Origin of the sequence: Curtobacterium ammoniigenes NBRC 101786, from assembly GCF_001571045.1 — a bacterium.
Lineage (GTDB): Bacteria > Actinomycetota > Actinomycetes > Actinomycetales > Microbacteriaceae > Curtobacterium > Curtobacterium ammoniigenes.
Window position 1 is genome coordinate 59,754 of record NZ_BCSV01000003.1, and the last position, 23,907, is coordinate 83,660.

At 68.0% G+C, this 23,907-nt stretch carries 21 protein-coding genes; 15 read left to right on the top strand and 6 right to left on the bottom strand.

The genetic code is table 11. From position 1 onward, the window contains the following. Positions 1-30 precede the first annotated feature (30 nt). Genes CAM01S_RS07315 through CAM01S_RS07335 form a run of 5 tightly spaced genes read left to right on the top strand, consistent with a single transcriptional unit; the run spans position 31 to position 5,939 of the window. The gene (locus tag CAM01S_RS07315; RefSeq protein ID WP_066518852.1) at positions 31-1,017 is read left to right on the top strand and encodes a sugar phosphate isomerase/epimerase family protein; all 987 of its coding nucleotides are present in this window, start codon (positions 31-33) and stop codon (positions 1,015-1,017) included. Beyond that, the gene (locus tag CAM01S_RS07320) at positions 1,014-2,774 is read left to right on the top strand and encodes a dihydroxyacetone kinase family protein (protein WP_066518853.1); all 1,761 of its coding nucleotides are present in this window, start codon (positions 1,014-1,016) and stop codon (positions 2,772-2,774) included. Before CAM01S_RS07315 ends, CAM01S_RS07320 begins: the two co-directional genes overlap by 4 nt. Further along, on the top strand, positions 2,771-3,739 hold the full coding sequence (locus CAM01S_RS07325) for a 3-hydroxyacyl-CoA dehydrogenase family protein (RefSeq protein WP_066518855.1): 969 nt from the start codon (positions 2,771-2,773) through the stop codon (positions 3,737-3,739). The genes CAM01S_RS07320 and CAM01S_RS07325 overlap by 4 nt, the downstream gene beginning before the upstream one ends. Continuing rightward, a complete protein-coding gene (locus CAM01S_RS07330) occupies positions 3,736-4,497 on the top strand; it encodes an SDR family NAD(P)-dependent oxidoreductase (protein WP_066518857.1) in 762 nt (253 codons plus the stop codon). The genes CAM01S_RS07325 and CAM01S_RS07330 overlap by 4 nt, the downstream gene beginning before the upstream one ends. Further along, a complete protein-coding gene (locus tag CAM01S_RS07335) occupies positions 4,494-5,939 on the top strand; it encodes a four-carbon acid sugar kinase family protein (protein WP_245631574.1) in 1,446 nt (481 codons plus the stop codon). The genes CAM01S_RS07330 and CAM01S_RS07335 overlap by 4 nt, the downstream gene beginning before the upstream one ends. A 72-nt stretch (positions 5,940-6,011) precedes the next feature. Here CAM01S_RS07335 and CAM01S_RS07340 read toward each other — a convergent pair whose 3' ends face one another. From CAM01S_RS07340 to CAM01S_RS07355, 4 genes are read right to left on the bottom strand one after another with little or no spacing between them, the layout of a single operon-like run. Next, the gene (locus tag CAM01S_RS07340) at positions 6,012-6,842 is read right to left on the bottom strand and encodes an aldo/keto reductase (RefSeq protein WP_066518859.1); all 831 of its coding nucleotides are present in this window, start codon (positions 6,840-6,842) and stop codon (positions 6,012-6,014) included. 36 nt (positions 6,843-6,878) lie between these two features. Then, complete coding sequence (locus tag CAM01S_RS07345) at positions 6,879-7,256, bottom strand: VOC family protein (RefSeq protein WP_066518862.1); 378 nt, start codon at positions 7,254-7,256, stop codon at positions 6,879-6,881. Positions 7,257-7,290: 34 nt separating this feature from the next. After that, complete coding sequence (locus tag CAM01S_RS07350; RefSeq protein ID WP_066518865.1) at positions 7,291-8,775, bottom strand: glyceraldehyde-3-phosphate dehydrogenase; 1,485 nt, start codon at positions 8,773-8,775, stop codon at positions 7,291-7,293. Next, positions 8,772-10,751, bottom strand: coding sequence for a phosphoenolpyruvate carboxykinase (GTP) (locus CAM01S_RS07355; protein ID WP_083527849.1), 1,980 nt, complete (start codon positions 10,749-10,751; stop codon positions 8,772-8,774). Before CAM01S_RS07355 ends, CAM01S_RS07350 begins: the two co-directional genes overlap by 4 nt. A gap of 533 nt (positions 10,752-11,284) precedes the next feature. Here CAM01S_RS07355 and CAM01S_RS07360 point away from each other — a divergent pair. Then, positions 11,285-11,641, top strand: a complete 357-nt coding sequence (locus CAM01S_RS07360; RefSeq protein WP_066518868.1) for a PRC-barrel domain-containing protein — start codon at positions 11,285-11,287, stop codon at positions 11,639-11,641. A gap of 7 nt (positions 11,642-11,648) precedes the next feature. Continuing rightward, positions 11,649-12,809 carry an SGNH/GDSL hydrolase family protein gene (locus CAM01S_RS07365; protein ID WP_066518869.1) on the top strand — a complete coding sequence of 387 codons (1,161 nt, stop codon included), beginning with the start codon at positions 11,649-11,651 and terminating at the stop codon, positions 12,807-12,809. Between the two features lie 111 nt (positions 12,810-12,920). Here CAM01S_RS07365 and CAM01S_RS07370 read toward each other — a convergent pair whose 3' ends face one another. Together CAM01S_RS07370 and CAM01S_RS07375 are read right to left on the bottom strand one after the other, a co-directional pair. Continuing rightward, on the bottom strand, positions 12,921-13,787 hold the full coding sequence (locus tag CAM01S_RS07370) for a universal stress protein (protein ID WP_066518872.1): 867 nt from the start codon (positions 13,785-13,787) through the stop codon (positions 12,921-12,923). A gap of 147 nt (positions 13,788-13,934) precedes the next feature. Further along, a complete protein-coding gene (locus CAM01S_RS07375) occupies positions 13,935-14,837 on the bottom strand; it encodes a hypothetical protein (RefSeq protein WP_066518874.1) in 903 nt (300 codons plus the stop codon). A 125-nt stretch (positions 14,838-14,962) separates the two neighbouring features. Between CAM01S_RS07375 and ybaK the strand changes: the two genes are divergently transcribed. The 8 genes from ybaK to CAM01S_RS07415 all read left to right on the top strand — a co-directional run bounded on the left by ybaK (position 14,963) and on the right by CAM01S_RS07415 (position 23,907). Next, positions 14,963-15,448, top strand: a complete 486-nt coding sequence (gene ybaK / locus CAM01S_RS07380; RefSeq protein ID WP_066518878.1) for a Cys-tRNA(Pro) deacylase — start codon at positions 14,963-14,965, stop codon at positions 15,446-15,448. A 132-nt stretch (positions 15,449-15,580) separates the two neighbouring features. Beyond that, positions 15,581-18,184 carry an ATP-dependent Clp protease ATP-binding subunit gene (locus tag CAM01S_RS07385; protein ID WP_066518882.1) on the top strand — a complete coding sequence of 868 codons (2,604 nt, stop codon included), beginning with the start codon at positions 15,581-15,583 and terminating at the stop codon, positions 18,182-18,184. 85 nt (positions 18,185-18,269) lie between these two features. Beyond that, complete coding sequence (locus CAM01S_RS07390) at positions 18,270-18,803, top strand: adenine phosphoribosyltransferase (RefSeq protein WP_066518885.1); 534 nt, start codon at positions 18,270-18,272, stop codon at positions 18,801-18,803. Positions 18,804-18,921: 118 nt separating this feature from the next. Further along, entirely contained in the window at positions 18,922-20,910 is a 1,989-nt protein-coding gene (gene thrS / locus CAM01S_RS07395) for a threonine--tRNA ligase (RefSeq protein ID WP_066519899.1), read from the top strand. Between the two features lies 1 nt (position 20,911). Beyond that, entirely contained in the window at positions 20,912-21,472 is a 561-nt protein-coding gene (locus CAM01S_RS07400) for an HIT family protein (RefSeq protein WP_066518893.1), read from the top strand. A gap of 30 nt (positions 21,473-21,502) precedes the next feature. Beyond that, complete coding sequence (gene pdxS, locus CAM01S_RS07405) at positions 21,503-22,444, top strand: pyridoxal 5'-phosphate synthase lyase subunit PdxS (protein ID WP_066518899.1); 942 nt, start codon at positions 21,503-21,505, stop codon at positions 22,442-22,444. Beyond that, positions 22,441-23,079, top strand: coding sequence for a pyridoxal 5'-phosphate synthase glutaminase subunit PdxT (gene pdxT / locus CAM01S_RS07410; RefSeq protein WP_066519905.1), 639 nt, complete (start codon positions 22,441-22,443; stop codon positions 23,077-23,079). The genes pdxS and pdxT overlap by 4 nt, the downstream gene beginning before the upstream one ends. Positions 23,080-23,142: 63 nt before the next feature. After that, the gene (locus tag CAM01S_RS07415; protein WP_066518907.1) at positions 23,143-23,907 is read left to right on the top strand and encodes a YebC/PmpR family DNA-binding transcriptional regulator; all 765 of its coding nucleotides are present in this window, start codon (positions 23,143-23,145) and stop codon (positions 23,905-23,907) included.

Consider the following 23,907-nt stretch of genomic DNA (forward strand, 5'->3'; position numbering starts at 1 on the left):
TATAGGAAACAGGATCTCTCAGGAGGAACGATGACGTTCACCGCGGACGACTGGCCGATCGCCGCCGCCCTGCTCCAATTCCCCGGGACAACCGACCGAGGCCCGGTGCAAGACGCGCCAGCCGCGGCCTGGGTCGACGCGTTCACCGAGCTACACGAGGCCGGCTTCGACGACGTCGACCTCACCGACAGCTGGGTGAGAATCGGCGATCTCAGCGATACGCGCCTCCAGGAGTTCGGTGAAGCGCTCCGCACCGCGGGCGTCCGCGCGCCCTCGGTGTCAGCGATCCGCCGAAGCGTCATCGACGCACGCCACGGCGACGAGAACCTCGCATACTCGCACCGCACCATCGACGCCGCCGCCGCCCTCGGATGCTCCGTCGTCTCGGTCGGACTCCACCAGGCCCTCACACCGGCACAGCAGGAGCAGCTCTGGTTCTGGACCGTCGAAGGACACCACGACCCGACCGATGACCGCGAGACCTGGGACACGGCGGTCCGCCGACTCCGCGAGCTCGGCCAGCACGCTGCCGACGTCGGCCTCCTGCTGTCCCTGGAGATGTACGAGGACACCTACCTCGGCACCGCGGACTCCTCGGTGCGCCTCGTCGAAGACATCGGACTCCGCGAAGTCGGACTCAACCCCGACATCGGCAACCTCGTCCGCCTGCATCGCCCCATCGAGTCATGGCGCGAGATCGCCGAGAAGACGCTGCCCTACGCGAACTTCTGGCACGTCAAGAACTACTACCGAGACGAAGACCGAGCCCGCGACCTCTATGTCGCAATGCCCGCCCCCATGGAGTTCGGGATCATCAGCTACCGGGAAGCATTCCGCATCGCGATCGACGCCGGCTTCCAGGGCGTGCTCTGCTGCGAGCACTACGGCGGCGACGGTCTGAGCGTCAGCGCCACAAACCAGGACTACCTGCGCCGACACGTGCTCCCCAAGCACAGCGGCTACTCACTCGGGACCTCTCGAGTCGCACAGGGCTCCCCGAAGGACGGTGCGCAATGACCCACCTCTTCGACGACCCGACCACCTTCTCCGACGATGCGCTCGCCGGATTCGTCGCCGCGAACCAGCGATTCGTGAGAGGGACTGAGGGTGGAGTGCTCCGTGCCGCCGGAACCGAGCACGGGCATGTCGCCGTCGTCATCGGCGGCGGCTCCGGCCACTACCCCGCATTCGCCGGTCTCGTCGGGCCCGGCCTTGCCGCCGCCGCGGTCTGCGGGCCGATCTTCACCTCCCCGTCCGCAGCACACGCGCAGCGCGTCGCGCGCGCAGCGCAGAACGGCGGGGGAGTGCTCTTCAGCTACGGCAACTACGCCGGCGATGTCCTGCACTTCGGCCAGGCAGAGGAGCGCCTGAACGCCGCCGGGATCCCAACCCGCACCGTCCTCGTCACCGACGACATCGCCAGCGCACCGGTCGAGGAGCGCGAGAAGCGCCGAGGCATCGCCGGCGACCTCACCGTCTTCAAGGTCGCCGGTGCCGCGGCCGACCGCGGCGACACGCTCGACGAGGTTGTCCGCGTCGCGGAGCACGCGAATGACCGCACGCGCTCCCTCGGCGTCGCGTTCGCCGGCTGCACCCTGCCGGGATCCGACGAGCCGCTGTTCACCGTGCCCGACGGCATGATGTCGCTCGGGCTCGGCATCCACGGCGAGCCAGGCATCTCCGACCATCCGATGCCGAGCGCCCGGGAACTCGCCGAGCTGCTCGTCTCCCGCCTCCTCGACGAACGGCCGGAGGGCGCCGACACGCGGGTCGTGCCGATCCTCAACGGTCTCGGCACGATCACGAACGAAGAACTCTTCGTCCTCTACGGTCATGTCGCGTCGCTTCTCGCGGAGGCCGGGCTCCACATCGTCGAGCCGGAGTGCGGACAGCTCGTGACAAGCCTCGACATGTCGGGTCTCTCGCTCACACTCCTCTGGCTCGACGATGAGCTCGCCGACCTCTGGGCGGCGCCGTGCCAGACGCCCGCGTATCGGAAGGGCTCGCTGCCAGAGGCAGTGTTCGAGAAGCGAGCAGCGGGGGAGTCGGCGGACGCAGAAGACGCAACCGCGGGCCTCCCGATCGAGCCGGCGCAGAACGCTGCAGCCGCCGCGGTCGGCGCGCGCGTCGTCGACCTGCTCGTCGCCATTGCGGCGACATTGGCCGACCAGGAGCATGAACTCGGCGCGCTCGACGCGATCGCGGGCGATGGCGACCACGGTGCGGGCATGCTCCGTGGCGCCCGAGCCGCGCAGGCCGCCGGGAAGGATGCAGCAGCGGCCGGCGCGGGCGTCGACACGGTCCTCCAGGCCGCGGGCGACGCCTGGTCGGAGGAGGCCGGGGGAACGTCCGGTGCGCTCTGGGGAGCCGGCATCAGCGCAGCTGGGCGAGCGCTCGGCGACAAGGAGTCGTACGACGGCTCCGACGCGGTTCGTGCCGTCGCCGCATTCCGCGACGACATCCTGCACCTTGGCAAGGCCGAGATCGGGGACAAGACCCTCGTCGACGCACTCATCCCATACGCCGACGCGCTTGCGACCGCGATGGAGGGCGATTCGTCGACGGAGCGTCTGCTGGACGCCACACAGGCTGCAGCGGACCGGGCCGAGACCGCCGCGCAGGCGACCAGCGACCTCCGACCGAAGAAGGGTCGAGCCCGCCCACTCGCTGAACGCAGCGTCGGCCACCCCGACCCCGGGGCGATCTCCTTCGCCCTTATCGCCGCGACGATTGCGCGGCAGATCCGAACCGAACGAACGGGAGACAACTCATGAGCCGCAGCGTCGCGATCGTCGGATCGGGATACATGGGCGGGGGCATCGCGCAGGTCCTCGCTCTTGCCGGAGCGGACGTCGCACTCGCCGACGCCTCGCCGCACATCGCGCGTGAGAACTACGAACGGCTCCTGCGCGAAGGCGCGGATTTCGTCCGAGACGGACTGTTCCCGGACGACGCGGTCGAGACGTTGACACGGAATCTCCACGCCGCAGAGAGCATCGAGGAGGCGGTCGCCAACGCCGACTTCATCGAGGAGGCCGTGCCAGAGATCCCCGACCTCAAGCGCTCGGTGCTCGAGCGCATCAGCGCGGCTGCTCGGCCGGACGCGCTCATCGGCAGCAACACCTCCACGATCTCGATCGGCCAGCTCGCCGTCGCCGTGCAGAACCCGGAGCGGTTCCTCGGCGTCCACTTCTCCAACCCGGCGCCGTTCATTCCCGGCGTCGAGCTCATCCCGCACGCCGGCACCGCGGCAGCATCGGTCCAGCTCGCCCGGGAGATCGTCGCCGAGACCGGCAAGCAGACCGCCACCGTCAAGGATGTGACCGGCTTCGTGCTGAACCGGCTCCAGTACGCGCTGTTCCACGAGGCAGCGCAGGTCGTCGAAGACGGCATCGCGTCGGCCGAGGACGTCGACACGCTCGTCCGCACGACCTTCGGCTTCCGGCTCCCGTTCTTCGGGCCGTTCGCGATTGCCGACATGGCCGGGCTCGACGTGTACGCGTTCTGCTATGGCACCCTGCAGGAGGAGTTCCCGGAGCGGTTCTCGACGCCGCCGATCCTGCAGCAGATGGTCGACTCGGGCCGTCTCGGAACGAAGAGCGGAGGCGGGTTCCTCGACGTGCCCGCAGAGCGGATCCCGGAGCTCGTCGCCTACCGGAACAAGGCGTACGTGCTCATGCAGCGACTTATCGAGGATCTCGGCCCGGCGCCGCTCGGCGAGAACAGGAGCGACGCATGACATTCCCCGACGAACGCACCGTCATCGTGACCGGCGCCGGATCGCCCCGGGGCATCGGGCGTGTCACCGCGCATCGGCTGGCCGCGGCCGGCTGGTCGGTCGGCGTCCTCGACCTCGACGGCGCCGCGGCAGAAGCCGTGGCCGCTGAGCTGCGCGACACCGGCGCGGCAGCGGTCGGACTCGCCGCAGACGCATCCGACCCTGCTCCGGTCGACGCCGCGATCACCGAGGTCGAGCGCACACTGCCGCCGATCGTCGGCCTGGTCAACCTCGCGGGGATCAGCTCGCCGAAGCCGTTCCTCGAGGAGACCGTCGAAGGCTGGGATCGGATCATGGCCGTCAATCTCCGGAGCGTCTTCGTGATGGCGCAACGGGTCGTCCCCGGCATGATCGAGCGGCGGCTCGGCCGCATCGTCAGCGCGTCCTCGGTGTCGGCGCAGCGCGGGGGCGGGACCTACTCCAAGTCGGCCTACAGCGCTTCGAAGGCCGGGATCCTCGGGTTGACGCGTGCGCTCGCCCGTGAGGTCAGCGAGTTCGGCGTCACCGTGAACGCCATTGCGCCGGGCCCGATCGACACCGACATCATGGGAGGGACGCTCACCCCCGAGCGGAAGGCGGACCTCGCGCGCGACGTGCTCGTCGGACGCGTCGGCACGCAGGACGAGATCGCAGCGCTCATCGCGTTCTTGCTCGGTCCCGATGCCGGCTTCATCACGGCTGCCACGGTCGATATCAACGGCGGTCTGCAGATCTCGTGACGCGCCTCCAGGGCTTACTCGACCGGCAGCCTCCGGAGCTCATCGTTCCGGAGGCGCGGTCGACGATCCGTCATGCGAACGTCGCCTCGGGCCGCCGGTTCGCGGTCCTCGACGATGATCCGACGGGATCGCAGTCGGTGCACGACGTCAGCCTCGTCACGGCCCTCGATCGGGTCGAGTACGAACGCGCGCTCGCGGAGCCGGGGTCGGTTGCGTTCATCCTCACGAACACGCGGGCGCTGGACGAGCACGACGCGGTCGCGCGCACCACGGCGATCGGAGCGGACATCGCCGCGCTCGAGGCGAGTGGTGTCGGCCCGATCAGTGTCGTCAGCCGGAGCGACTCGACGCTTCGCGGGCACGTCATCGCCGAGGTGCGTGCGCTCGACGCGGTACGTCGACACGCGGACTCCTCCGGCTATGACGGTGTCCTGTTCGTGCCGGCCTTCTTCGACGCCGGTCGTGTGACGATCGACGATGTCCACTGGGTGGTGTCCGGCGGCGACGCGGTTCCGGCTGCTGACACCGAGTTCGCGAAGGACGCGACCTTCGGCTATCGCGCTCGGACGCTGCCAGAGTTCCTCGTCGAGCGCTCGGCTGGCTCGCTCGATCCAGCGTCGATCGTCTCGCTGTCGCTCGACGATATCCGGCGTGGAGGCCCGGATCGCGTCGCCCACGTGCTCTTGTCCGCCCCGAGCGGCAGCATCATCGTGGTGAACGCGGCCGCGCCGTCGGATCTCGAGGTGGTCACGCTGGGTCTCCAGCGCGCAGAGCAACAGGGGCATCGCTTCCTGCATCGGTGCGGACCGTCGTTCGTGCGAGCGCTGGCCGGCATCGAGCCGACGGCGCCGCTGACGATCGAGTCGGTCGCGCCGGCGATCACGCGACCGCGGGCGCACGGGGTCGTCATCGTCGGTTCGCACGTCGGTCTGACGACACGGCAGCTCGCTGCAGCGCGTGCGCTCGGCGGACTTGCCGACGTCGAGGTCGACGCATCGGCGCTGGCGGACCGTGGCGGCGCGTCGGACGAGATTGATCGAGCGGTCGCGCGAATCGCGACGCAAATCGCCGACGCGGACGTCGTGGTGGCGACGTCGAGGGCCCTGGTCCGCGGAGATGACCCGACTTCGAGCCTTGCGATCGGGCGCAGGATCTCGGACGGGTTGGTCGCGATCACACGGGGCGTTGCCCCGCTCGAGCCTGCCTGGGTCGTGGCGAAGGGCGGGATCACGTCACACGATGTGGTGCAGCGCGGCCTCGACATCAGACGGGGTCGTGTGATCGGTCAGGTCCTGCCGGGGGCCATCTCCGTGCTGCTGCCGGAAGAGGCTCCGACGACCGTGCTCGGCATGCCCGTCGTGATCTTCCCGGGGAATGTCGGCGGTGAAACGGCGCTGGCCGACACGCTCGCACTGCTGCGAGGTGCCGGCCAGCGAGGCTAGGCCGGGAGCAATGCCAGGCCGAACCGTGGCGTTCTGCGTGCGGCCCTGGCTTCCACGATCAGCGCGTTCGGCTCAGGCCGGGACGTAGTCGAACACGTCGGGGTCCGGGCCGGTGCGGTGTCCACGGTCGAGGGCCGTGATCGCGCTCATCTCCTCGTCCGACAGCTCGAAATCGAAGATCGCGAAGTTCTCCTCGACGCGGGAACGCGTCACCGACTTCGGGAACACGATGTCGCCGCGCTGAATGTGCCAGCGGAGCACGACCTGCGCCGGCGTCTTGCCGATCGCGTCGGCCACGCGCGTGATCGTCGGGTCGTCGAGCACGAGACCCTGGGCGATCGGCGACCAGGCTTCCGTCGCGATGCCGTGCTCGCGGTCGAATGCGCGCAGCTCGTCCTGCACGAGGTACGGGTGGATCTCGATCTGGTTCACCGCGGGCACGATGGTGGTCTGCTCGTGCAGCTTGCGGAGGTGGTGCGCCTGGAAGTTGCTGACGCCGATGCTGCGCGAGAGGCCCTGGTGGTAGAGCTCTTCAAGGCTCTTCCAGGTGGGCACGAAGTCGATGACGGTCGGCAGCGGCCAGTGGATCAGGAACAGGTCCATGTACCCGCCGAGCCGGTCCGCGGACTTCTTGCCGTTCTCGATTGCCGCGTCGGGGGCGTGGAAACCGTTGTTCAGCTTCGAGGTGACGAAGATCTCCTCGCGCGGAATCCCGGACTCCGCGATCGCCTCACCGACCTCCTTCTCGTTGCCGTACATCTCGGCCGTGTCGATGTGCCGGTAGCCGATCTCGAGCGCGGTCAGCGTGGCGGCCTTCGTGTTCTCGGGCTCGATCTGGAACACTCCGAACCCGAGTTGCGGAATGGTCTTGCCGTCGTTGAGCGTGATGGTGGGGACAGTCATGCCTCTAGTCAACCGCGCAGTTGAATGCGCTGCTCGCTACGGTTCGCTCTGCGGTACCTGTTCGACGAGGGCCACGAGATTGCCTTCACTGTCGCGGATGAACGCCTGCCACTCGTCGGAGTTCGCGGGCCCGAGCCGGTCGTCCTCATGCGAGAAGATGACGGAGGGTTCGTTCTCGATCGCCACCCCGGACGCCTGTAGCTCCTCGATCCGAAGGTGGATGCCCGTCACCCGGAGATAGATGAGCGCGGATGGGGCCGCCCGGTCGAGGAGCAGCCGCGTCCCGTCGAGCTCGAAGAAGAGCAGGCCGGGTGGGTCGAAGCGGGCCGCCGCTGGCGCGCCGAGCAGCTCTGTGTAGAACGCCTCGGCCCGATCGAGATCATCGGCGTGCTGTGCGATCTGGGTCAGATGCATTGGAGCCTCACATCCGTCTGCCGCTGACGCGCTGTCAGCTGCGCACAGCCTCCCATTCCGCGCGCCGGATGTCTGCAGCGACGTTCGGGAACGACGGAAGCGTGCCTCCTGCCATCGATTCGAGGACGCGAACGACCTGACGGCTGTACCCGTATTCGTTGTCGTACCAGACGTAGACGACGCACCGCTCCGATCCGTCGGCAATGGTTGCGAGTCCGTCGACCACCCCGGCTTTTCGGGCGCCGAGGAAATCGCTCGAGACGATCTCCGGCGAATCGACGAAGTCGATCTGCCGCTGGAGTGCGGAATGGAGGGAAATGTCTCGCAGGAACGCATTCAACGACTGCTTGTCGGTCGGCGATCGCAGCGTCAGGGTGAGGACCGCGATCGATACGTTCGGCGTCGGGACGCGGATCGCGTTGCCGGTGAGGCGTCCCGCGAGCGGCGGGTACGCCTTTGCGACGGCTCGGGCTGCTCCCGTTTCGGCGATCACCATGTTGAGTGCGGCCGAACGTCCGCGTCGGCCTGCACGGTGATAGTTGTCCGTGAGGTTCTGGTCGTTCGTGAACGAATGGACGGTCTCGATATGCCCATGCTCGATCCCGAAGCGGCGATCGATCGCGACGAGCACGGGCGTCGCAGCGTTGGTCGTGCATGATGCGGCCGCGATGATCTCGGCATCCCCGATCTCCGTGTCGTTGACACCGTGCACGATGTTCGGCACGTCGCCCTTCGCCGGCGCGGTGAGGAGCACGCGCGCAATGCCCTGTGCCCGCAAGTGTTCGCTGAGGCCCGCTCGGTCTCGCCGCGCGCCCGTGTTGTCGACGAGGATTGCGCGGTGAATTCCGTATTCGGTGTAGTCGACCGCGGTCGGGTCGTCCGCCGCGATCACTCGGATCACCGTCCCGTTGGCCGTGATCGTCCCGGCGCCCTCGTCGACCGTGATCGTTCCGTCGAACCGCCCGTGCACTGAGTCGCGCCGCAACAGACTCGCCCGCTTCACCAGGTCGCCGGGACCGGTGGCGCGCACCACGATGGCTCGCACGCGAAGCCCGTACGCGCCTCCGGCCCGACTCAGCAGGATCCGAGCCACGAGGCGACCGATGCGTCCGAATCCGTACAGCACCACATCCGTCGGCTCCGCCGAGTGACCGCCCGCATCGACAACCGGCTCGAGTTCGCGCCTGAGGTACGTTTCGAGGTCGTCCTCGTCCTGCGCTCGGTAGCCGGCGTTCAGATCGGCGACATCCACCACGCACGGTCCGAGCCGGAGCATCGCGAGCATGTGGAGCACCGGCAGGATCTCATGCGGCGACAGCTCGCGACCGTCGATATGCCTCGCGAACCGATGGAGTTTGAGGATCTCGTTCGTCGATCGGCCGACGAGGCGCCGACCGTGCACGGTCGTGACCACGTTGTTCCGCCGATACAGGCTGTCGATGATGGGCACCATCGCGGCGGCGACCGACTCACGGTCGACCCAGTCGGCAAAGATCTGCTCGTCCTCCGCGCGGCTCATGCGGCCACGCCGCTCGCGACGACCGCTCGACGCCCGCTGGTCTCGGTTGCCGTGCCCGCCGAGCCGCCTTCGCGCGAGGACGCGGAATGCGACTGGGGCTCCCCGATGCGCTCGCGCAGCGCGACCAGCTGCGCACGCACGGCCGCAGGCACCGTGTCACCGAGTGACGCGAAGTACGCCGCTATCTCATCGCACTCCTCAAGCCACGCAGCGCTGTCGACCTCGAAGAGCGCATAGAGGCTCCGATTCGGCAGGTCGAGCCCGCGCACGTCGAGCGCGCCCTCCGCCGGAATCAGGCCGAGTTCGCTCTCGACGGCGCCTGCAGTGTCGCGAGCGGAAACCCGAGCCGCGATCCATGCGAGTACCCGTGCGTTGTCGCCGAACCCGGGCCAGAGGAAGCTGCCGTCCGGACCCTTCCGGAACCAGTTGACCTGGAAAATCCGCGGAGCTCGGTCGCCGAGCGCGGCGCCGACATCGAGCCAGTGCTGCCAGTAATCGCCCATGTCGTATCCGACGAATGGCAGCATCCCGAACGGGTCGTGCCGCAACTCGCCGACCGTGCCCTCCTGCGCAGCGGTGCGCTCACTCGAGATCGTCGCGCCCATGAAGACGCCGTGCTCCCACGAGGTCGACTCGACCACGAGCGGGACGTTCGATGCGCGCCTCCCACCGAAGAGGATCGCGTCGACTGGAACGCCGTCGGCAGCGAACCAGTCGTCTGCGAGCGTGCGGCACTGCGTGAGCGGCGCGGTGAACCGCGCGTTGGGATGTGCGGCCGGGAGTCCCGAGGCCGGTGTCCAGTAATGCCCCTGCCAGTCGATGAGATGCGCCGGCGGTTCGGATTTGCCCTCCCACCAGACGTCCCCGTCTTCGGTGAGTGCGACGTTCGTGAAGATGGTGCGCTTCCGCACCAGGTCGACCGCAACCGGGTTCGTCGCCTCCGAGGTTCCGGGTGCCACTCCGAAGATGCCTGCCTCCGGGTTGATCGCCCACAGGCGGCCATCCGGCCCGGGCCGAAGCCACGCGATGTCGTCGCCGATCGTCTCCACCGACCACCCCGGAAGCGAGGGGCGGAGCATTGCGAGGTTGGTCTTGCCGCATGCGCTCGGGAAGGCGGCTGCGATATGGAAGGCACGTCCGGACGGATCCGTGAGTTTGAGGAGCAGCATGTGCTCCGCGAGCCATCCTTCGTCGCGCGCGATCGTCGACCCGATGCGCAGGGCGAAGCACTTCTTCGACAGGAGCGCGTTCCCGCCGTAGCCGGAGCCGAACGACCAGATGGCACGCTCCTCCGGAAAGTGCGCGATGTACTTCGTTGGGTTACTCGGCCACGCGACGTCCTCGCGACGCGTGCCGTCCGCGTTGCGGAGCGGGTGTCCGACCGAGTGCACGCCGGCGACCCACGGCGTGTCGGGCCCGATCTCGCGCAGCGCCTCGGTGCCCATCCGGGTCATCGTGGCGAGCGACACGACCACGTATGGGGAGTCTGTGATCTGCACGCCGAGCTGCGAGATCGCGCCGCCGACCGGTCCCATCGAGTAGGGCACGACGTACATGGTGCGGCCGCGCATCGATTCGGCGAAGAGCCCGTCGAGCTCGGCGTGCATCGAACCGGGTGCGCGCCAATTGTTCGTTGGGCCGGCCTGGGACTCGGTCTGGCTGCAGATGAAGGTCCGATCCTCCATGCGAGCGACGTCGTCGTCGGTCGATCGAGCGAGGAAACTGTCGGGTCGGAGGCCCGGGTCGAGTCTGATCAGCGAGCCGGCTTGGACCATTGCCTCCGTCATGCGATGCCACTCCTCGTCGCTCCCGTCACACCAGACGATCTCGTCCGGGCGTGTGAGGAGGGCGATGCGCGCGACCCAGTCGGCGAGCGCTTGGTTCGCGATGCCGTGCTGGAACGCGCCCTGCGGCACCTCTGGGTATGGCGGCACAGGGACCGGGGTGTGCAGGTGGTCGGCGGTGCACGTTGTCATGGGTCGGCTCCTCGTTGATCGCTTCCATGGAGCGGCGCGCCTTGTACGGCGGTCGTAGTTCGAGCGTGCGGGAAGAAGTGCGGGAGGTTCGGCGATATCAGGGCGAAAGAACTTGCGATCTTGATGAATGCGGAAGGACGAGCGCGAGCGACGCGCCACCACGGATCCTGTGGGGAGTGCGAAAGCTGTCCTTCGGAGCGTGTCGTCTGCAGCTTCCGGGTCAGCGGCGAGCCGCGCTCGGCGTGTCGAAGGCGATCGCGTGAGTCGCGGCCGGGCTCGCGGGCCGGCAGTGCTCGAGAACGTGTGGGACTGGATGCGGGCCGAACGTTCACTGAACGAGCGTGCGTGCGCGGGGAATACGTTGATGTAGTCAGATCGACCTCGGTGCGAGCCGAGGAGTTCTGGCACCAGGCCGAGGTAGCCGGCACCATGCCGGGTAGTCCGGCACCATGCGGGGCCGCTCCGCAGAGCTGGCCGGGCAATCCCGGCGAGCGAGCCGGAGCATCCCGGCGGAGACGAGAAAGGGACTTGTCGTGTTCGAAGCAGAGAACATCCGCGACTGGATCGGACTGCCCGTGGTTGACCCGGGTGACGACCGCATCGGAACGCTCGAAAGCGTCTACTACGACACGGCGACGTCGGAGCCGTCGTTCGCGTCGGTCACGACGGGCATGATCGGCTTCCAGCGGCTGACATTCGTTCCGTTGGCGGAAGCGACGGTCTCCCCGAAGCATCTGAAGGTCGCCTTCGACAAGAAGCTCGTGAAGGACGCACCAACCATTCCAACCGACGGCGAGCTCGAAGCCGTGACTGAGCCCACACTCTTCGAGCACTACAACCTGCCCTATCAGACGGGCAGCAACGGAGAGCGGCGCCTGGGCCGTCGCTGATCGCGTCGTGCATCTGCGTACTCTCCTGCACCTCGCGGCTGGCGCGACCCTCGGGATCGCGCTCGCTGTTGCTCCGAGCGTCCCCGTTCACCCTGTTGCTCCGCCCGAGGGGCGCGGTGCCGCTTCGTCGATCGATGCTGCCGCCGCGGCCACTCCGCCGGCTGGCGCGCAAGACGGGGCCCCGAGTACCGACGGGGCTCTCGCAGCGAGTTCCGCTCCGCTGAACCTTCCTCCGGGGTCGCCCTACGTCGCGCTCGGAGATTCATACGCTGCCGGGTACGGCCTCGGTCATCCGACTCGTCGACCGGTCCCGGCGTGCGGCCAGTCGAAACTCGACTATCCGCACCGTCTCGCCGCGGCGCTCCACCTCGACCTGACCGATGTCACGTGTGCTGGCGCCACCACCGCAGACGTCGTCGCCAAGCGCCAGAACGGCGCGCCTCCTCAGATCACGGCGCTGGGCGCCGGCACGGCGCTCGTGACCCTCACTGTCGGAGGGAATGACGCCGGCCTCTTCAGCCAGGCGTTCGACTGCCTTGCGCTCTCCCCGAAGGGCCCTGTGATCTCAGGACGGGATGCGCCCTCGTGCCGAAGCAGGCTTGTCCACGACGGTACGGACGCACTGGCCGCCAAGGTGGCTGGACCCGTTTCCAACGGCATCGTCAAGACCATCCGTGCCGTTCAGCGCGCTGCACCGAACGCTCGCATCGTGCTCGTCGGCTATCCGGCCATCTTTCCCAATCAGAAGGACATCCCGAAGGGCGGCTGTTTCCGCTCCGCCCTCGACTTCGGCGCGTTGGCCGGTTTCTTCCCGTCGAACAGCTTCCCGTTCACAACCACGGACGTCGCCTACTTGCACAACGTTCAGGCGCTTCTGGACCAGGTCAGCAGCGAGGCAGCGCGTGCTACCGGCATCACCTACGTCTCGACATTCGGCGCGAGCGAACATCGGTCGGCGTGCGACAAACATGGCGCACTCGTGTCCGGGGTGACGCTGCGGTCGAGCGGGAACTTCCGTCGCATTCAGATCGTTCCCGGATCGCTGCACCCAACGACCGCCGGAGCGGCGTTCATGGCGTCCAAGGTGGCGGCCGCGTTGCGAAGCCCGACGACCGCACCCAGCGCACCGTCGGGCTCCCACGCTGCGTCCTCGCCCGGTTCTGCCTGACCCCTACACCCGCCCCGCACGGTCGTGCGGCAGCGATTGCTTGCGCGGAGATCCGCCGCAGCGCTCACCCGTGCCGCATCATGGTTCGCCTCGGGCGCATCCCGTTGGACGTCAGCTCGCTCGCTCGTCGAACTCGATCGGCTGCTCGACCGTCTCGTCTTCGGCGCGGGCAGGGCGGTTCGCGGCGAGGGGGACCACGCAGACGGGCACCTGCGACTCCCGGACGACCTCTCGGAGGATCGAGCCCGATAGGACGTGGGCGTGGCCCTGCCCGAGAACGACGAGTGAGGCGAGTCGCGTGTGATCGACGATCGCGCGGGCCGGATGACCCTCCACCAGCAGCGGGTGCACGCGGACGTCGGGGAACCGGGCCGCGATCTGGGCAGTGGCGCGATCGAGGAGTTCTGCGTTGATGCGTCGCCAGCGGAGCGGATCCTCGGCGAAGTCCGTGAGGCCCGTCCTCGTGATCACCGGCATCTCCCAGGCACGGAGCGCGGTGAGGCGACGCCGTCGGCGCCGGGCCTCGTCGACGGCGAGCTGGACGGCCCGTTCGTCGAGGGGCTCGTCGACGGCGAGCACGACATCGCCTTCGATTGCTCGCGCCGGGTCGGGAACGACGACGACCGGAATGGTTGCGCGCTCGGCGAGTCGTTCCACGCGATATCCGGCGGTCGAGCCGCGTTTGCCGCGGAACGATCCGACCACGAGCAGGTCGTCCTCTTCGGCGGCAGCGACGAGTTCGGGGACGACTGACCCGGTACGGCGCGATGCGGAGACCGAAACATCGGGGCACGCTGCACGAATCCGCTCGACGACGTCGTCGGCATCAACGCCTCCATCGTCCGGATCGACGACAACGACGTGCAGCGTTCCGCCGGCGCGAGCGCGCTCGGTTGCCCATCGCTGTGCTTCGTGATGCGGGACATCCGATGCGACGCCGAGAACGATGCTCGGTCCGGAACTCAGTTCCTGAGTCATGTGCGACCTCCTCAGTCAGTGCTTCGGAGCGCCCCGGAGTGCCGGGGCGTTGTCGTGCGCGGTGCGTACGGTTCGAACGCTACGCCCGGCGGAGCGCCGATCGACGCTGTCGGCACCGCTTGTGTGCTGAGAAAATCACGACGATTCTCAGCCGTGCGTGACCATTGCCGCGAGGATGCCATCGACCACGGAGACGGTGAGCGTCTCCGTGGTCGATCGAGCGACGAGCGTGATGTTGCCGCGACTCATGGACGCCCGCGGGTAACACGCTTCGGTCGCGCTCTGGCGGTCGGATGTGGCGACGAGGCAAATGCTGCTCGGGTCGGTCCCGACCGCCGCATACACCGCCCAGGGTATGACCGAGTCGTCGGTCTCGAGCTGCAGGGATCGGTTCGTGAACACCAGCCGCGCAGTGTGCCGTTGTACCGGAGCGACCACGGCGGGCGGGAGTTGATCGCCGTAGGTCTGCGGTGCCGCGAGCAGCTGATTCACCGTGAGGGTGCCGAATCGATTCGTTGTGGGCAGTTGGGGTGTGCTCGTCGCGGCAGCCGTGGTGACGTGTGGCTGGCGGGCGCCCACTGCTTGGCCACCGAGGAATGCGACGCCGGCGATCACGACGACCACAGCGCCCGCGGTCGCGATGCGTACCCGCCGCCCTCGCGTGTCTCCGCGCAGGAGGCCCGACAACCGTTCCGCGGTCGCCGTCCAGACACCAGGATGGCCGGCTCCGGCGGGAGCGACTGCGTCCACACCTCCGGGCCCATCCACACCTCCGGGCTCGCCGACGTCGTCCGCGTCGGGCTCCGGAGCCGGACTCGCAGCATCCGGGTCGGCACGTGCCGCGGGCGTCGCCTCGACTGCGCCCGAGGTGCTGGCAACCGGGGGAGTCGCGGTCAGGGGGGTGCCTGCGAGGGCCGCGAGCCGCCTCCTGGCCGCTTCCGCTGCCGCTGGCTCGGAGGCAGGGCCGAACGCGATGGCCTGGAGGCGCTCGCGCTCGGCACGTGCTGCGGCCGATTCCGTCCGCGCCGCTGGCCTGTCGGGTCGTTTCATGCTGCTCCAGCTCTCACCGCCATTGTGCGCGCTCTGGACCGCTTCGCGCCGCCGTTGCGCAACGATCTGAGCCGTTTGGCGCGCCGATGCCGATCTTTGGAGTTTCCTGCGGGCAGGATCGGCATATGAGCGCCGCCTTCCCGACGACGCCGGCCACGATCGCCCTCGACCGCGCCGGGATTCCGTATCGTCCCCACATCTACGAGCACCACGACACGGCGACGAACTTCGGTGAAGAGGCAGCACAGGAGCTCGGGCTTCGTGAGGATCAGGTGTTCAAGACGCTCATCGTGTCCGTGGATGGGCGCCTCGCGGTCGCGATCGTTCCGGTCGCGAATCGCCTTGACTTGAAAGCGATCGCGGCGGTGATGGACGGCAAGAAGGCGACCCTCGCGGACCCGGAACTCGCCGAGCGCAAGACCGGATACGTGGTCGGCGGAATCTCGCCGATGGGGCAGAAGACGTCGTTGCCGACGGTGCTCGACGCGTCCGCGTCGCGATCCGCGACGATCTTCGTGAGCGGCGGCCGGCGGGGGTTCGATCTCGAGATCGCTCCCGACGATCTGCTCAAGGCGACCGGCGGCGTGACGGCGGCGATCGCGCGCGACTAAACGCGTGCCTCCAGATCGGCTGTCTGCCGAACCTGAGTCGACCGGCCGCAACTTTTTTGACAGACCGGGAATGTCTCCGGTACCCCTGTGTTGCATTGAGTCAAAGGCACTCAAGTTCCACAGGAGGCTCCTTTGCCAGAGACGTTCGGCCCGGCCGACGGCGACTCGCTCGACGCGTTCCTCGCCCGGCTGCTGCAGGGTCAGCACAACCGGTCCGTCCCCTTCGGACGGCCCGTCGACATCACGCGGCTGCTCAGCAAGCGCACCCACACCGTGCTCCACGAGGCGGCAGCGTTCGCCGTCGAGCGCGGACACCACGAGCTCGACGCGCTGCACATGCTGCGGACGCTCGTTGCGACTGATCCGTTCGCATCGCTCGTCCGGTCCGTCGGCTCCGACCCCGAGCGTCTGATCGATGAGATCGACCAGCGCCTCCCGGAGGCGGCCACAGGCGCCCCGGACGGCCAGCCCGCCCTCACCGCGTCCGCCCAACGCGCCCTCGCGGACGCGGTCCAGGCTGCGCGCGCATTCGGCAGCACCTATGTCGATCCCGAGCACCTGTTCTTCGCGCTCGCTGTCGAGCAGGATGCCGTGACCGGACAGCTCCTCGCTGCAGCCGGTGTCACACCGCAGGCGATGCAGCAGTATGCGCAGGAGGCCGCTCGCGCCGCCCGCGACGGTCGCCCCACGCCCGGAACGGCGACACCCACGGATGGGGAGCGCTCCGCGACACCGACCCTCGACAAGTTCGGCACCGATCTCACCGCGCGGGCTCGCGAGGGCGCGATCGACCCCGTCATCGGCCGCGCCGACGAGATCGAGCAGACCGTCGAGATCCTGCTTCGCCGGACGAAGAACAACCCGGTGCTGATCGGCGAGCCAGGAGTGGGCAAGACCGCGATCGTCGAGGGGCTCGCGCAGCGGATCGCCGACGGTGACGTCCCGGCGCTCCTGCAGGGCAAGCGCGTGATCGCACTCGACCTTCCCGGCATGCTCGCCGGCACCCGGTACCGCGGCGACTTCGAGGAGCGCCTCACCGCCGCGATGGACGAGATCGCGGCCCATCGCGATGAGCTCATCGTCTTCCTCGACGAAGTGCACACCGTCGTCGGCGCAGGCGGCGGAGGTGACGGCGGCGGCATGGACGCCGGCAACATCCTCAAGCCACGACTCGCGCGTGGCGACCTGCACATGGTCGGCGCGACGACGCTCTCGGAGTACCGGCGCATTGAGAAGGACGCCGCGCTCGAACGACGTTTCCAACCGGTGATGGTCGGGGAACCGAGCACGACGGACGCCATCACGATCCTGCAGGGACTCGCACCGCGATACGCCGAACACCACGGAATCAGCTACGCCGACGACGCCATCCGTGCCGCCGTCGAGCTCTCGCACCGCTATATCACCGACCGGTTCCTGCCTGACAAGGCGATCGACCTCATCGACCAGGCGGGTGCGCGCCGCCGCCTCGCGCTGAGCGGCACGGTCGATGTCGAAGCAACACGCTCCGAGATCGCGCGACTGCAGCAGCAGAAGGACCGCGCGGTCGCCGAAGAGCAGTACGAAGAAGCGTCGACGCTGCGCGACCGGATCGACGAGTTGGAGGCGCGGATCGAATCGGCCACGGTCCTCCCGACCGCCACCGGCGCCGTGGACGGCGCTGGCACCGGCGCGTCGAGCGACGCCGTGACGACGGACGCGGTGATCACAGCGGACGACATCGCGGCGGTCGTCGCCCGGGCGACCGGCATTCCTGTCGCCCGGCTCGCCGCGGGCGATCGGGAACGGCTTGCCGCGCTCGAGTCCGAGCTGCACGCTCGGGTGATCGGTCAAGACGATCCGGTCGCTGCGGTGGCCCGTTCGATCCGTCGAAGCCGTGCCGGCCTCGGCGATCCGCGCCGGCCGGTCGGAAGCTTCCTGTTCCTCGGCCCCACCGGGGTCGGCAAGACCGAGCTCGCCAAGGCACTGGCCGGATCGCTCTTCGGCGACGAAACGGCGATGCTGCGATTCGACATGAGCGAGTACGGCGAACGCCACACGGTCTCGCGTCTCGTCGGAGCGCCTCCCGGATACGTGGGGTATGACGAAGCGGGACAGCTCACCGAGCGCGTTCGGCGGAACCCATACTCGGTCATCCTGCTCGACGAGATCGAGAAGGCGCACCCGGACGTCTTCAACCTGCTGCTGCAGGTTCTCGACGACGGCCGACTGACCGACGGGCAAGGCCGCACGGTCGACTTCCGGAACACCGTCGTGATCATGACCTCGAACCTGGGATCCGAGTTCCTCGCATCGCGATCGGGAGCGATCGGATTCTCGGCGCAGGCGGACGGAGGATTCGGTGACGTCGACCTCCGGAACCGCGTGATGGGCAAGCTCCGCGAGTCCATGCGTCCAGAGTTCCTGAACCGGATCGACGACATCCTGCTCTTCCGGAAGCTCGATCGGGAGCAGCTGCGCCAGATCGTCTCGCTCATGCTCGCTGCGTCCGCTGATCGCGTCGCCGCGTTCGGCGCGGGCCTCCGCGTGTCGGAGGCCGCTATCGAATGGCTCGCAGCGCACGGGTTCGAGCCGGAGTTCGGCGCACGCCCCCTCCGCCGACTGATCCAGCGCGAGGTCGACGACCGGGTGGCGGATCTCGTGGTCGATGGCAGCATCCAGGACGGTTCGGACGTGCACATCGACGTGGTCGACGATGAGCTCGTTGCGACCGTGCGGGAGGCCGTGCTCGCCTGACGTCGCCGGACCGCACCCAACCTCGCTCGCTGTCGCCTGAAGCGGGGTTGGGTGTCGGGTGGCGGTGACCTCTAGCGTTGGACGCATGACAGAGACCGTCACCGCGCTCGTGCACCGCCTGACCGCCGTCGTTCCCGATTTCCCGAAGCCCGGCGTGCTCTTTCGCGATGTCACGACCGTGTTCGCCGATCCGGAGGGCTTCTCGTCGATCTGTCGGGCGCTCGCCGAGCCGTTCGCGGGAATCGAAGCGGTGGCTGGGATCGAGGCGCGCGGGTTCGCACTCGCCGGTGGCATAGCAGCGCAGCTCGGCACGGGCGTGCTCACCGTCCGGAAGGCGGGCAAGCTGCCGGGCGAAGTGTTGAGCGAACAGTATGCGCTCGAATACGGGGAAGCCGAACTCGAACTCCGGCCGGGCCAGCTCGCGTCGGGAACACGGGTGCTGGTGGTTGACGATGTTCTCGCCACGGGCGGCACGGCGGGAGCGACGGTGACGCTCCTCGAGCGCGCGGGTTATCACGTCATCGGATTCGCCGCTCTGCTGGAACTCGACGGTCTGGAGGGCCGGCGCGCCCTCGAGCCGCGACTCCCCGTCCACACGCTGGACACAGTGCCCGCGTGACCGACGGCCGTCGGGTGCGTTCCGAGCCGCCCGGCATGCCCGGATAGGGTGAACTCACCATCTACAGAGGAGCAGTCCGACCGTGACCGAGCAAGTCGACCCCGCCGATGACAACGCAGTGCCGCAGGCACCGAGCAGCGTGACGGCGACCACGGACACGACCGGCGCAGACCTGTTCGCGGCGGACCGTCGGGTCGTGGCTGTCCGGGTCGATGGTCGTCTCCTCGACCTCGCAGCGGCCGTGCACGAAGGGCAGATCGCCGAGCCGGTCACGCTCGCCGAGCAGGACGGGCTGGACATCCTCCGTCACTCGACCGCACACGTACTCGCGCAGGCCGTGCAGTCGATCAACCCGGACGCGAAGCTCGGGATCGGTCCGCCGATCACCGACGGCTTCTACTACGACTTCGACGTCGCTGAGCCCTTCACTCCGGACGACCTCAAGGCCATCGAGAAAGCGATGGACCGGATCATCCGTCAGGGGCAGCGCTTCTCGCGCGTCGTCGTGACCGAGGCAGAGGCCCGGGAACGCATGGCCGACGAGCCGTTCAAGCTCGAGCTCATCGGGCTCAAGGGCGCTGCGGCGGACGGCGACTCGGGCGAGAGCGTCGAGGTCGGCGCCGGTGAGCTCACCGTGTATGAGAACGTCGATCCGAAGACCGGCGCGGTGGTCTGGCAGGACCTCTGCCGCGGCCCGCACCTTCCGAACACGCGGGTCATCGGCAACGCTGCGAAGCTCATGCGTGTCGCCGCTGCGTACTGGCGCGGCTCTGAGAAGAACCCCCAGCTCCAGCGCATCTACGGCACCGCCTGGCCGGACAAGGAGCAGCTCCGCGCCTATCTCGAGCGGCTCGAAGAAGCCGCGAAGCGTGACCACCGGAAGCTCGGCAACGAACTGGACCTATTCTCGTTCCCCGACGAGATCGGCTCAGGCCTCGCCGTCTTCCACCCGAAGGGCGGGATCATCCGCCGGGTGATGGAGGACTACTCGCGCCGCCGTCACGAAGAAGAGGGCTACTCGTTCGTCTACACCCCGCATATCACCAAGGGGGAGCTGTTCGAGGTGTCCGGGCATCTCGGTTGGTACAAGGACGGAATGTTCCCGGCCATGCACCTCGACGAGGCGAAGGACGACGACGGCAACATCACGCGGCGCGGGGCGGACTACTACCTGAAGCCGATGAACTGCCCGATGCACATCCTCGTGTATCGATCGCAGCCACGCTCCTACCGCGACCTCCCGCTTCGGCTGTTCGAGTTCGGCACGGTCTACCGCAACGAGAAATCCGGGGTGATCCACGGGCTGACCCGCGTCCGCGGTATGACCCAGGACGACGCGCACATCTTCACGACGAAGGAGCGCATGAAGGATGAGCTGACCACCACGCTCAACTTCGTGCTCTCGCTCCTCCGCGATTACGGCCTCGACGACTTCTACCTCGAGCTCTCGACGAAGGACCCGGACAAGTACGTCGGTTCCGATGAGGTGTGGGAGGAAGCAACCGAGACGCTTCGTCAGGTGGCGGAGGAGTCCGGCCTCGAACTCGTCCCGGATCCGGGCGGCGCGGCCTTCTACGGACCGAAGATCTCCGTGCAGGCGCGTGACGCGATCGGGCGCACGTGGCAGATGTCGACCGTGCAGCTCGACTTCAACCTGCCGGAGCGGTTCGATCTCGAGTACACGGCGGCAGACGGATCGCGGCAGCGCCCGGTCATGATTCACCGGGCCCTGTTCGGGTCAATCGAACGATTCTTCGGCGTGCTCACCGAGCACTATGCCGGAGCCTTCCCGGCGTGGCTCGCGCCGGTTCAGGTCGTCGGCATCCCGGTTGCCGGGGAGTACGGCGAGTACCTCGACGAGGTCGTCGCAGAACTCCGCGGGCACGGTGTGCGCGCCGAGGTCGACCACTCCGACGACCGGATGCAGAAGAAGATCCGGACGCACACCAAGCAGAAAGTGCCGTTCATGCTGATTGCCGGCGCGGAGGATCGCGACCAGCGGGCGGTGAGCTTCCGGTTCCGGGACGGCACGCAAGACAACGGTGTGCCGGTCCAGGCAGCCGTCGAGCGGATTCTCGACGCGATCCACTCGCGCGCCCAGGTCTGACATGGCCGAGGACGACTCGTACGTCATCCGTTCGACGGCCGACGCAGCGGCCGTGCCGGACGCCTTTCAGCGACTCTGGACTCCGCACCGCACGGCCTACATGGAGTCCGGCCGGGCGGGCGACGGACGCGGAGCCAATGACGACTGTCCATTCTGCGATGCCCCGCACCGAGCGGACGAGGACAGCCTGATCGTCGCCCGTGGCACCCACGTCTACGCACTGCTCAACCTCTATCCGTACAACAACGGTCACCTGCTCATCTGCCCGTACCGGCACGTGTCGCTCTACGACGACGCCACCGAGGCGGAGACCGCCGAGATGTCCGCGATGACACAGACGGCGATGCGGGTGCTTCGGGCGGTCGCCCACTGCGATGGCTTCAACATCGGCATGAACCAGGGCGCGGTCGCTGGTGCTGGAATCGCGGCCCACCTGCACCAGCACGTCGTGCCGAGGTGGGAATCCGACGCCAACTTCTTCCCGATCATCGCGCGGACGAAGGCGATCTCGCAGCTCCTCGGTGACACCCGGCGTCTTGTCGCCGAAGCCTGGCCGTCGTGACCGGCGACCGGCTCTAAGATTGTCTGCATCATGAGCGACAGCACCGCAGCAAGCACCCCCGCCGGCACCGACACGCCCGAAGGTGCGACTTCGATCACGGGATCCTCGCGCGTCAAGCGCGGCCTCGCCGAGATGCTCAAGGGCGGCGTCATCATGGACGTCGTCACCGCGGACCAGGCGAAGATCGCCGAAGACGCGGGCGCGTCGGCAGTCATGGCGCTCGAGCGCGTTCCTGCCGACATTCGCGCCCAGGGCGGCGTGGCCCGGATGTCCGACCCGGACCTGATCGACGCCATCATCGACGCCGTCTCGATTCCAGTGATGGCGAAGGCGCGCATCGGCCACTTCGTGGAGGCGCAGGTGCTGCAGGAGCTCGGCGTCGACTACATCGACGAGTCCGAGGTGCTGTCCCCGGCGGACTATGTGAACCACATCGACAAATGGCAGTTCACCACGCCGTTCGTTTGCGGTGCCACCAACCTGGGGGAGGCGCTGCGGCGCATCACCGAGGGCGCTGCGATGATCCGTTCCAAGGGTGAGGCCGGTACGGGCGACGTCTCCGAGGCGACGAAGCACATCCGCACCATCAAGCGCGAGATCGCGTCGCTCCGCAGTCTGGCAGACGACGAGCTCTACGTCGCCGCCAAGGAGCTGCAGGCTCCGTACGACATCGTCCTCGAGGTCGCCCGCACCGGCAAGCTGCCCGTCGTGCTGTTCACCGCAGGAGGCGTTGCAACCCCCGCAGACGCGGCCATGATGATGCAGCTCGGCGCCGACGGTGTTTTCGTCGGCTCAGGCATCTTCAAGTCCGGCGACCCCGCAGCGCGAGCCGCAGCGATCGTGAAGGCGACGACATTCGCCGACGACCCGAAGGTGATCGCCGAGGTCTCCCGTGGCCTCGGCGAAGCGATGGTGGGGATCAACGTCGCCGACGTGCCCGCGCCGCATCGGCTGGCCGAGCGCGGGTGGTGAGTCCGGCCTCCGGACCGCGAATCGGCGTCCTTGGCATCCAGGGCGACTTCCGCGAGCACATCGCGTCCCTGCGCGCGCTCGGCGCCGACGCAGTGCTCCTGCGCCGTCCCGAGGAGCTCGCGGCGCTTGACGGGGTTGTGATCCCCGGCGGCGAATCGTCAGTCATGGACAAGCTCACGCGGTCATTTGGGCTGGCTGCGCCGCTGCGCGATGCGCTGCGCAGCGGCCTCCCGGCCTATGGAACCTGTGCTGGGATGATAATGCTCGCCGCCGGACTCGCGAATCCCATCGCGGGTCAGGAGACGCTCGGCGTCCTCGACGTCAGCGTCCGGCGGAACGCGTTCGGCGCGCAGAACGAGTCGTTCGAGATCGACATCCCGATGCCTGCGCTCGGGGAACGACCGGTCCACGCCGTGTTCATCCGCGCTCCGGTCGTGGAGACCCACGGCGACGCCGTCGAAGTGCTCGGGGCGCTCCCAGACGGGCGGGCGGTCGCCGTCCAGCAGGGGAACATCCTCGCCTCCGCATTCCATCCAGAGGTGGTCGCGGGGGAGGACCGGTTCCACCGTCGATTCCTGGAGATCATCGAACGGGCGCAGTGCTCCAGCAACGGCGAGCGCGAACCTGCCCGGTAGACTGGACGCCGACGTTTCCGCGGCACGCGCCGCGCGCACGCAAGCGACATCGCAAGGAGAACCGTGTCCGGGCATTCCAAGTGGGCAACGACCAAGCACAAGAAGGCCGTCATCGACCAGCGGCGCGCGAAGTCGTTCGCCAAGCTGATCAAGAACATCGAGGTCGCCGCGAAGATGGGCGGCGCCGACCTCACCGGCAACCCGACGCTTGTCGACGCGGTTCAGAAGGCGAAGAAGACGTCTGTTCCGAACGACAACATCGATCGTGCCATTAAGCGTGGCGCGGGGCTCACCGGCGAGTCCATCGACTACCAGACCATCATGTACGAGGGCTACGGCCCGAACGGTGTGGCACTGCTGATCGAGTGCCTCACCGATAACAAGAACCGTGCGGCCGCGGAAGTGCGCACCGCGATGACGCGGAACGGCGGAACCATGGCCGATCCGGGGAGCGTCGCCTACAACTTCAGCCGCAAGGGCGTGATTGCCGTCAGCAAGGTCGACGGGCTGAGCGAAGACGATTTGCTCGCGGCAGTGCTCGATGCCGGCGCGGAAGAGGTCGTCGATCAGGGCGGCGGCTTCGAGGTCATCACCGAGGCCACCGACCTCGTTCAGGCTCGTACGGCCCTGCAGGACGCAGGCATCGACTACGACTCCGCGGACGCCGAATTCGTGCCCGGCTTGAAGATCGAGGTCGACGCCGAGACTGCCAGAAAGGTCTTCCGACTGATTGATGCGCTTGAGGACAGCGATGACGTGCAGAACGTCTACGCGAACTTCGACATCACCGCCGATGTGCAAGCCGAGCTCGACGCTGACGAGGACTGA

What these genes read in the sequence shown, in the direction of transcription:
- CAM01S_RS07315 (WP_066518852.1), top strand. Translation starts at nt 31, where the DNA reads ATGACGTTCACCGCGGACGACTGGCCGATCGCCGCCGCCCTGCTCCAA.
- CAM01S_RS07320 (WP_066518853.1), top strand. Translation starts at nt 1,014, where the DNA reads ATGACCCACCTCTTCGACGACCCGACCACCTTCTCCGACGATGCGCTC.
- CAM01S_RS07325 (WP_066518855.1), top strand. Translation starts at nt 2,771, where the DNA reads ATGAGCCGCAGCGTCGCGATCGTCGGATCGGGATACATGGGCGGGGGC.
- CAM01S_RS07330 (WP_066518857.1), top strand. Translation starts at nt 3,736, where the DNA reads ATGACATTCCCCGACGAACGCACCGTCATCGTGACCGGCGCCGGATCG.
- CAM01S_RS07340 (WP_066518859.1), bottom strand. Translation starts at nt 6,842, where the DNA reads ATGACTGTCCCCACCATCACGCTCAACGACGGCAAGACCATTCCGCAA.
- CAM01S_RS07345 (WP_066518862.1), bottom strand. Translation starts at nt 7,256, where the DNA reads ATGCATCTGACCCAGATCGCACAGCACGCCGATGATCTCGATCGGGCC.
- CAM01S_RS07350 (WP_066518865.1), bottom strand. Translation starts at nt 8,775, where the DNA reads ATGAGCCGCGCGGAGGACGAGCAGATCTTTGCCGACTGGGTCGACCGT.
- CAM01S_RS07355 (WP_083527849.1), bottom strand. Translation starts at nt 10,751, where the DNA reads ATGACAACGTGCACCGCCGACCACCTGCACACCCCGGTCCCTGTGCCG.
- CAM01S_RS07370 (WP_066518872.1), bottom strand. Translation starts at nt 13,787, where the DNA reads ATGACTCAGGAACTGAGTTCCGGACCGAGCATCGTTCTCGGCGTCGCA.
- CAM01S_RS07375 (WP_066518874.1), bottom strand. Translation starts at nt 14,837, where the DNA reads ATGAAACGACCCGACAGGCCAGCGGCGCGGACGGAATCGGCCGCAGCA.
- ybaK (WP_066518878.1), top strand. Translation starts at nt 14,963, where the DNA reads ATGAGCGCCGCCTTCCCGACGACGCCGGCCACGATCGCCCTCGACCGC.
- CAM01S_RS07390 (WP_066518885.1), top strand. Translation starts at nt 18,270, where the DNA reads ATGACAGAGACCGTCACCGCGCTCGTGCACCGCCTGACCGCCGTCGTT.
- CAM01S_RS07400 (WP_066518893.1), top strand. Translation starts at nt 20,912, where the DNA reads ATGGCCGAGGACGACTCGTACGTCATCCGTTCGACGGCCGACGCAGCG.
- pdxS (WP_066518899.1), top strand. Translation starts at nt 21,503, where the DNA reads ATGAGCGACAGCACCGCAGCAAGCACCCCCGCCGGCACCGACACGCCC.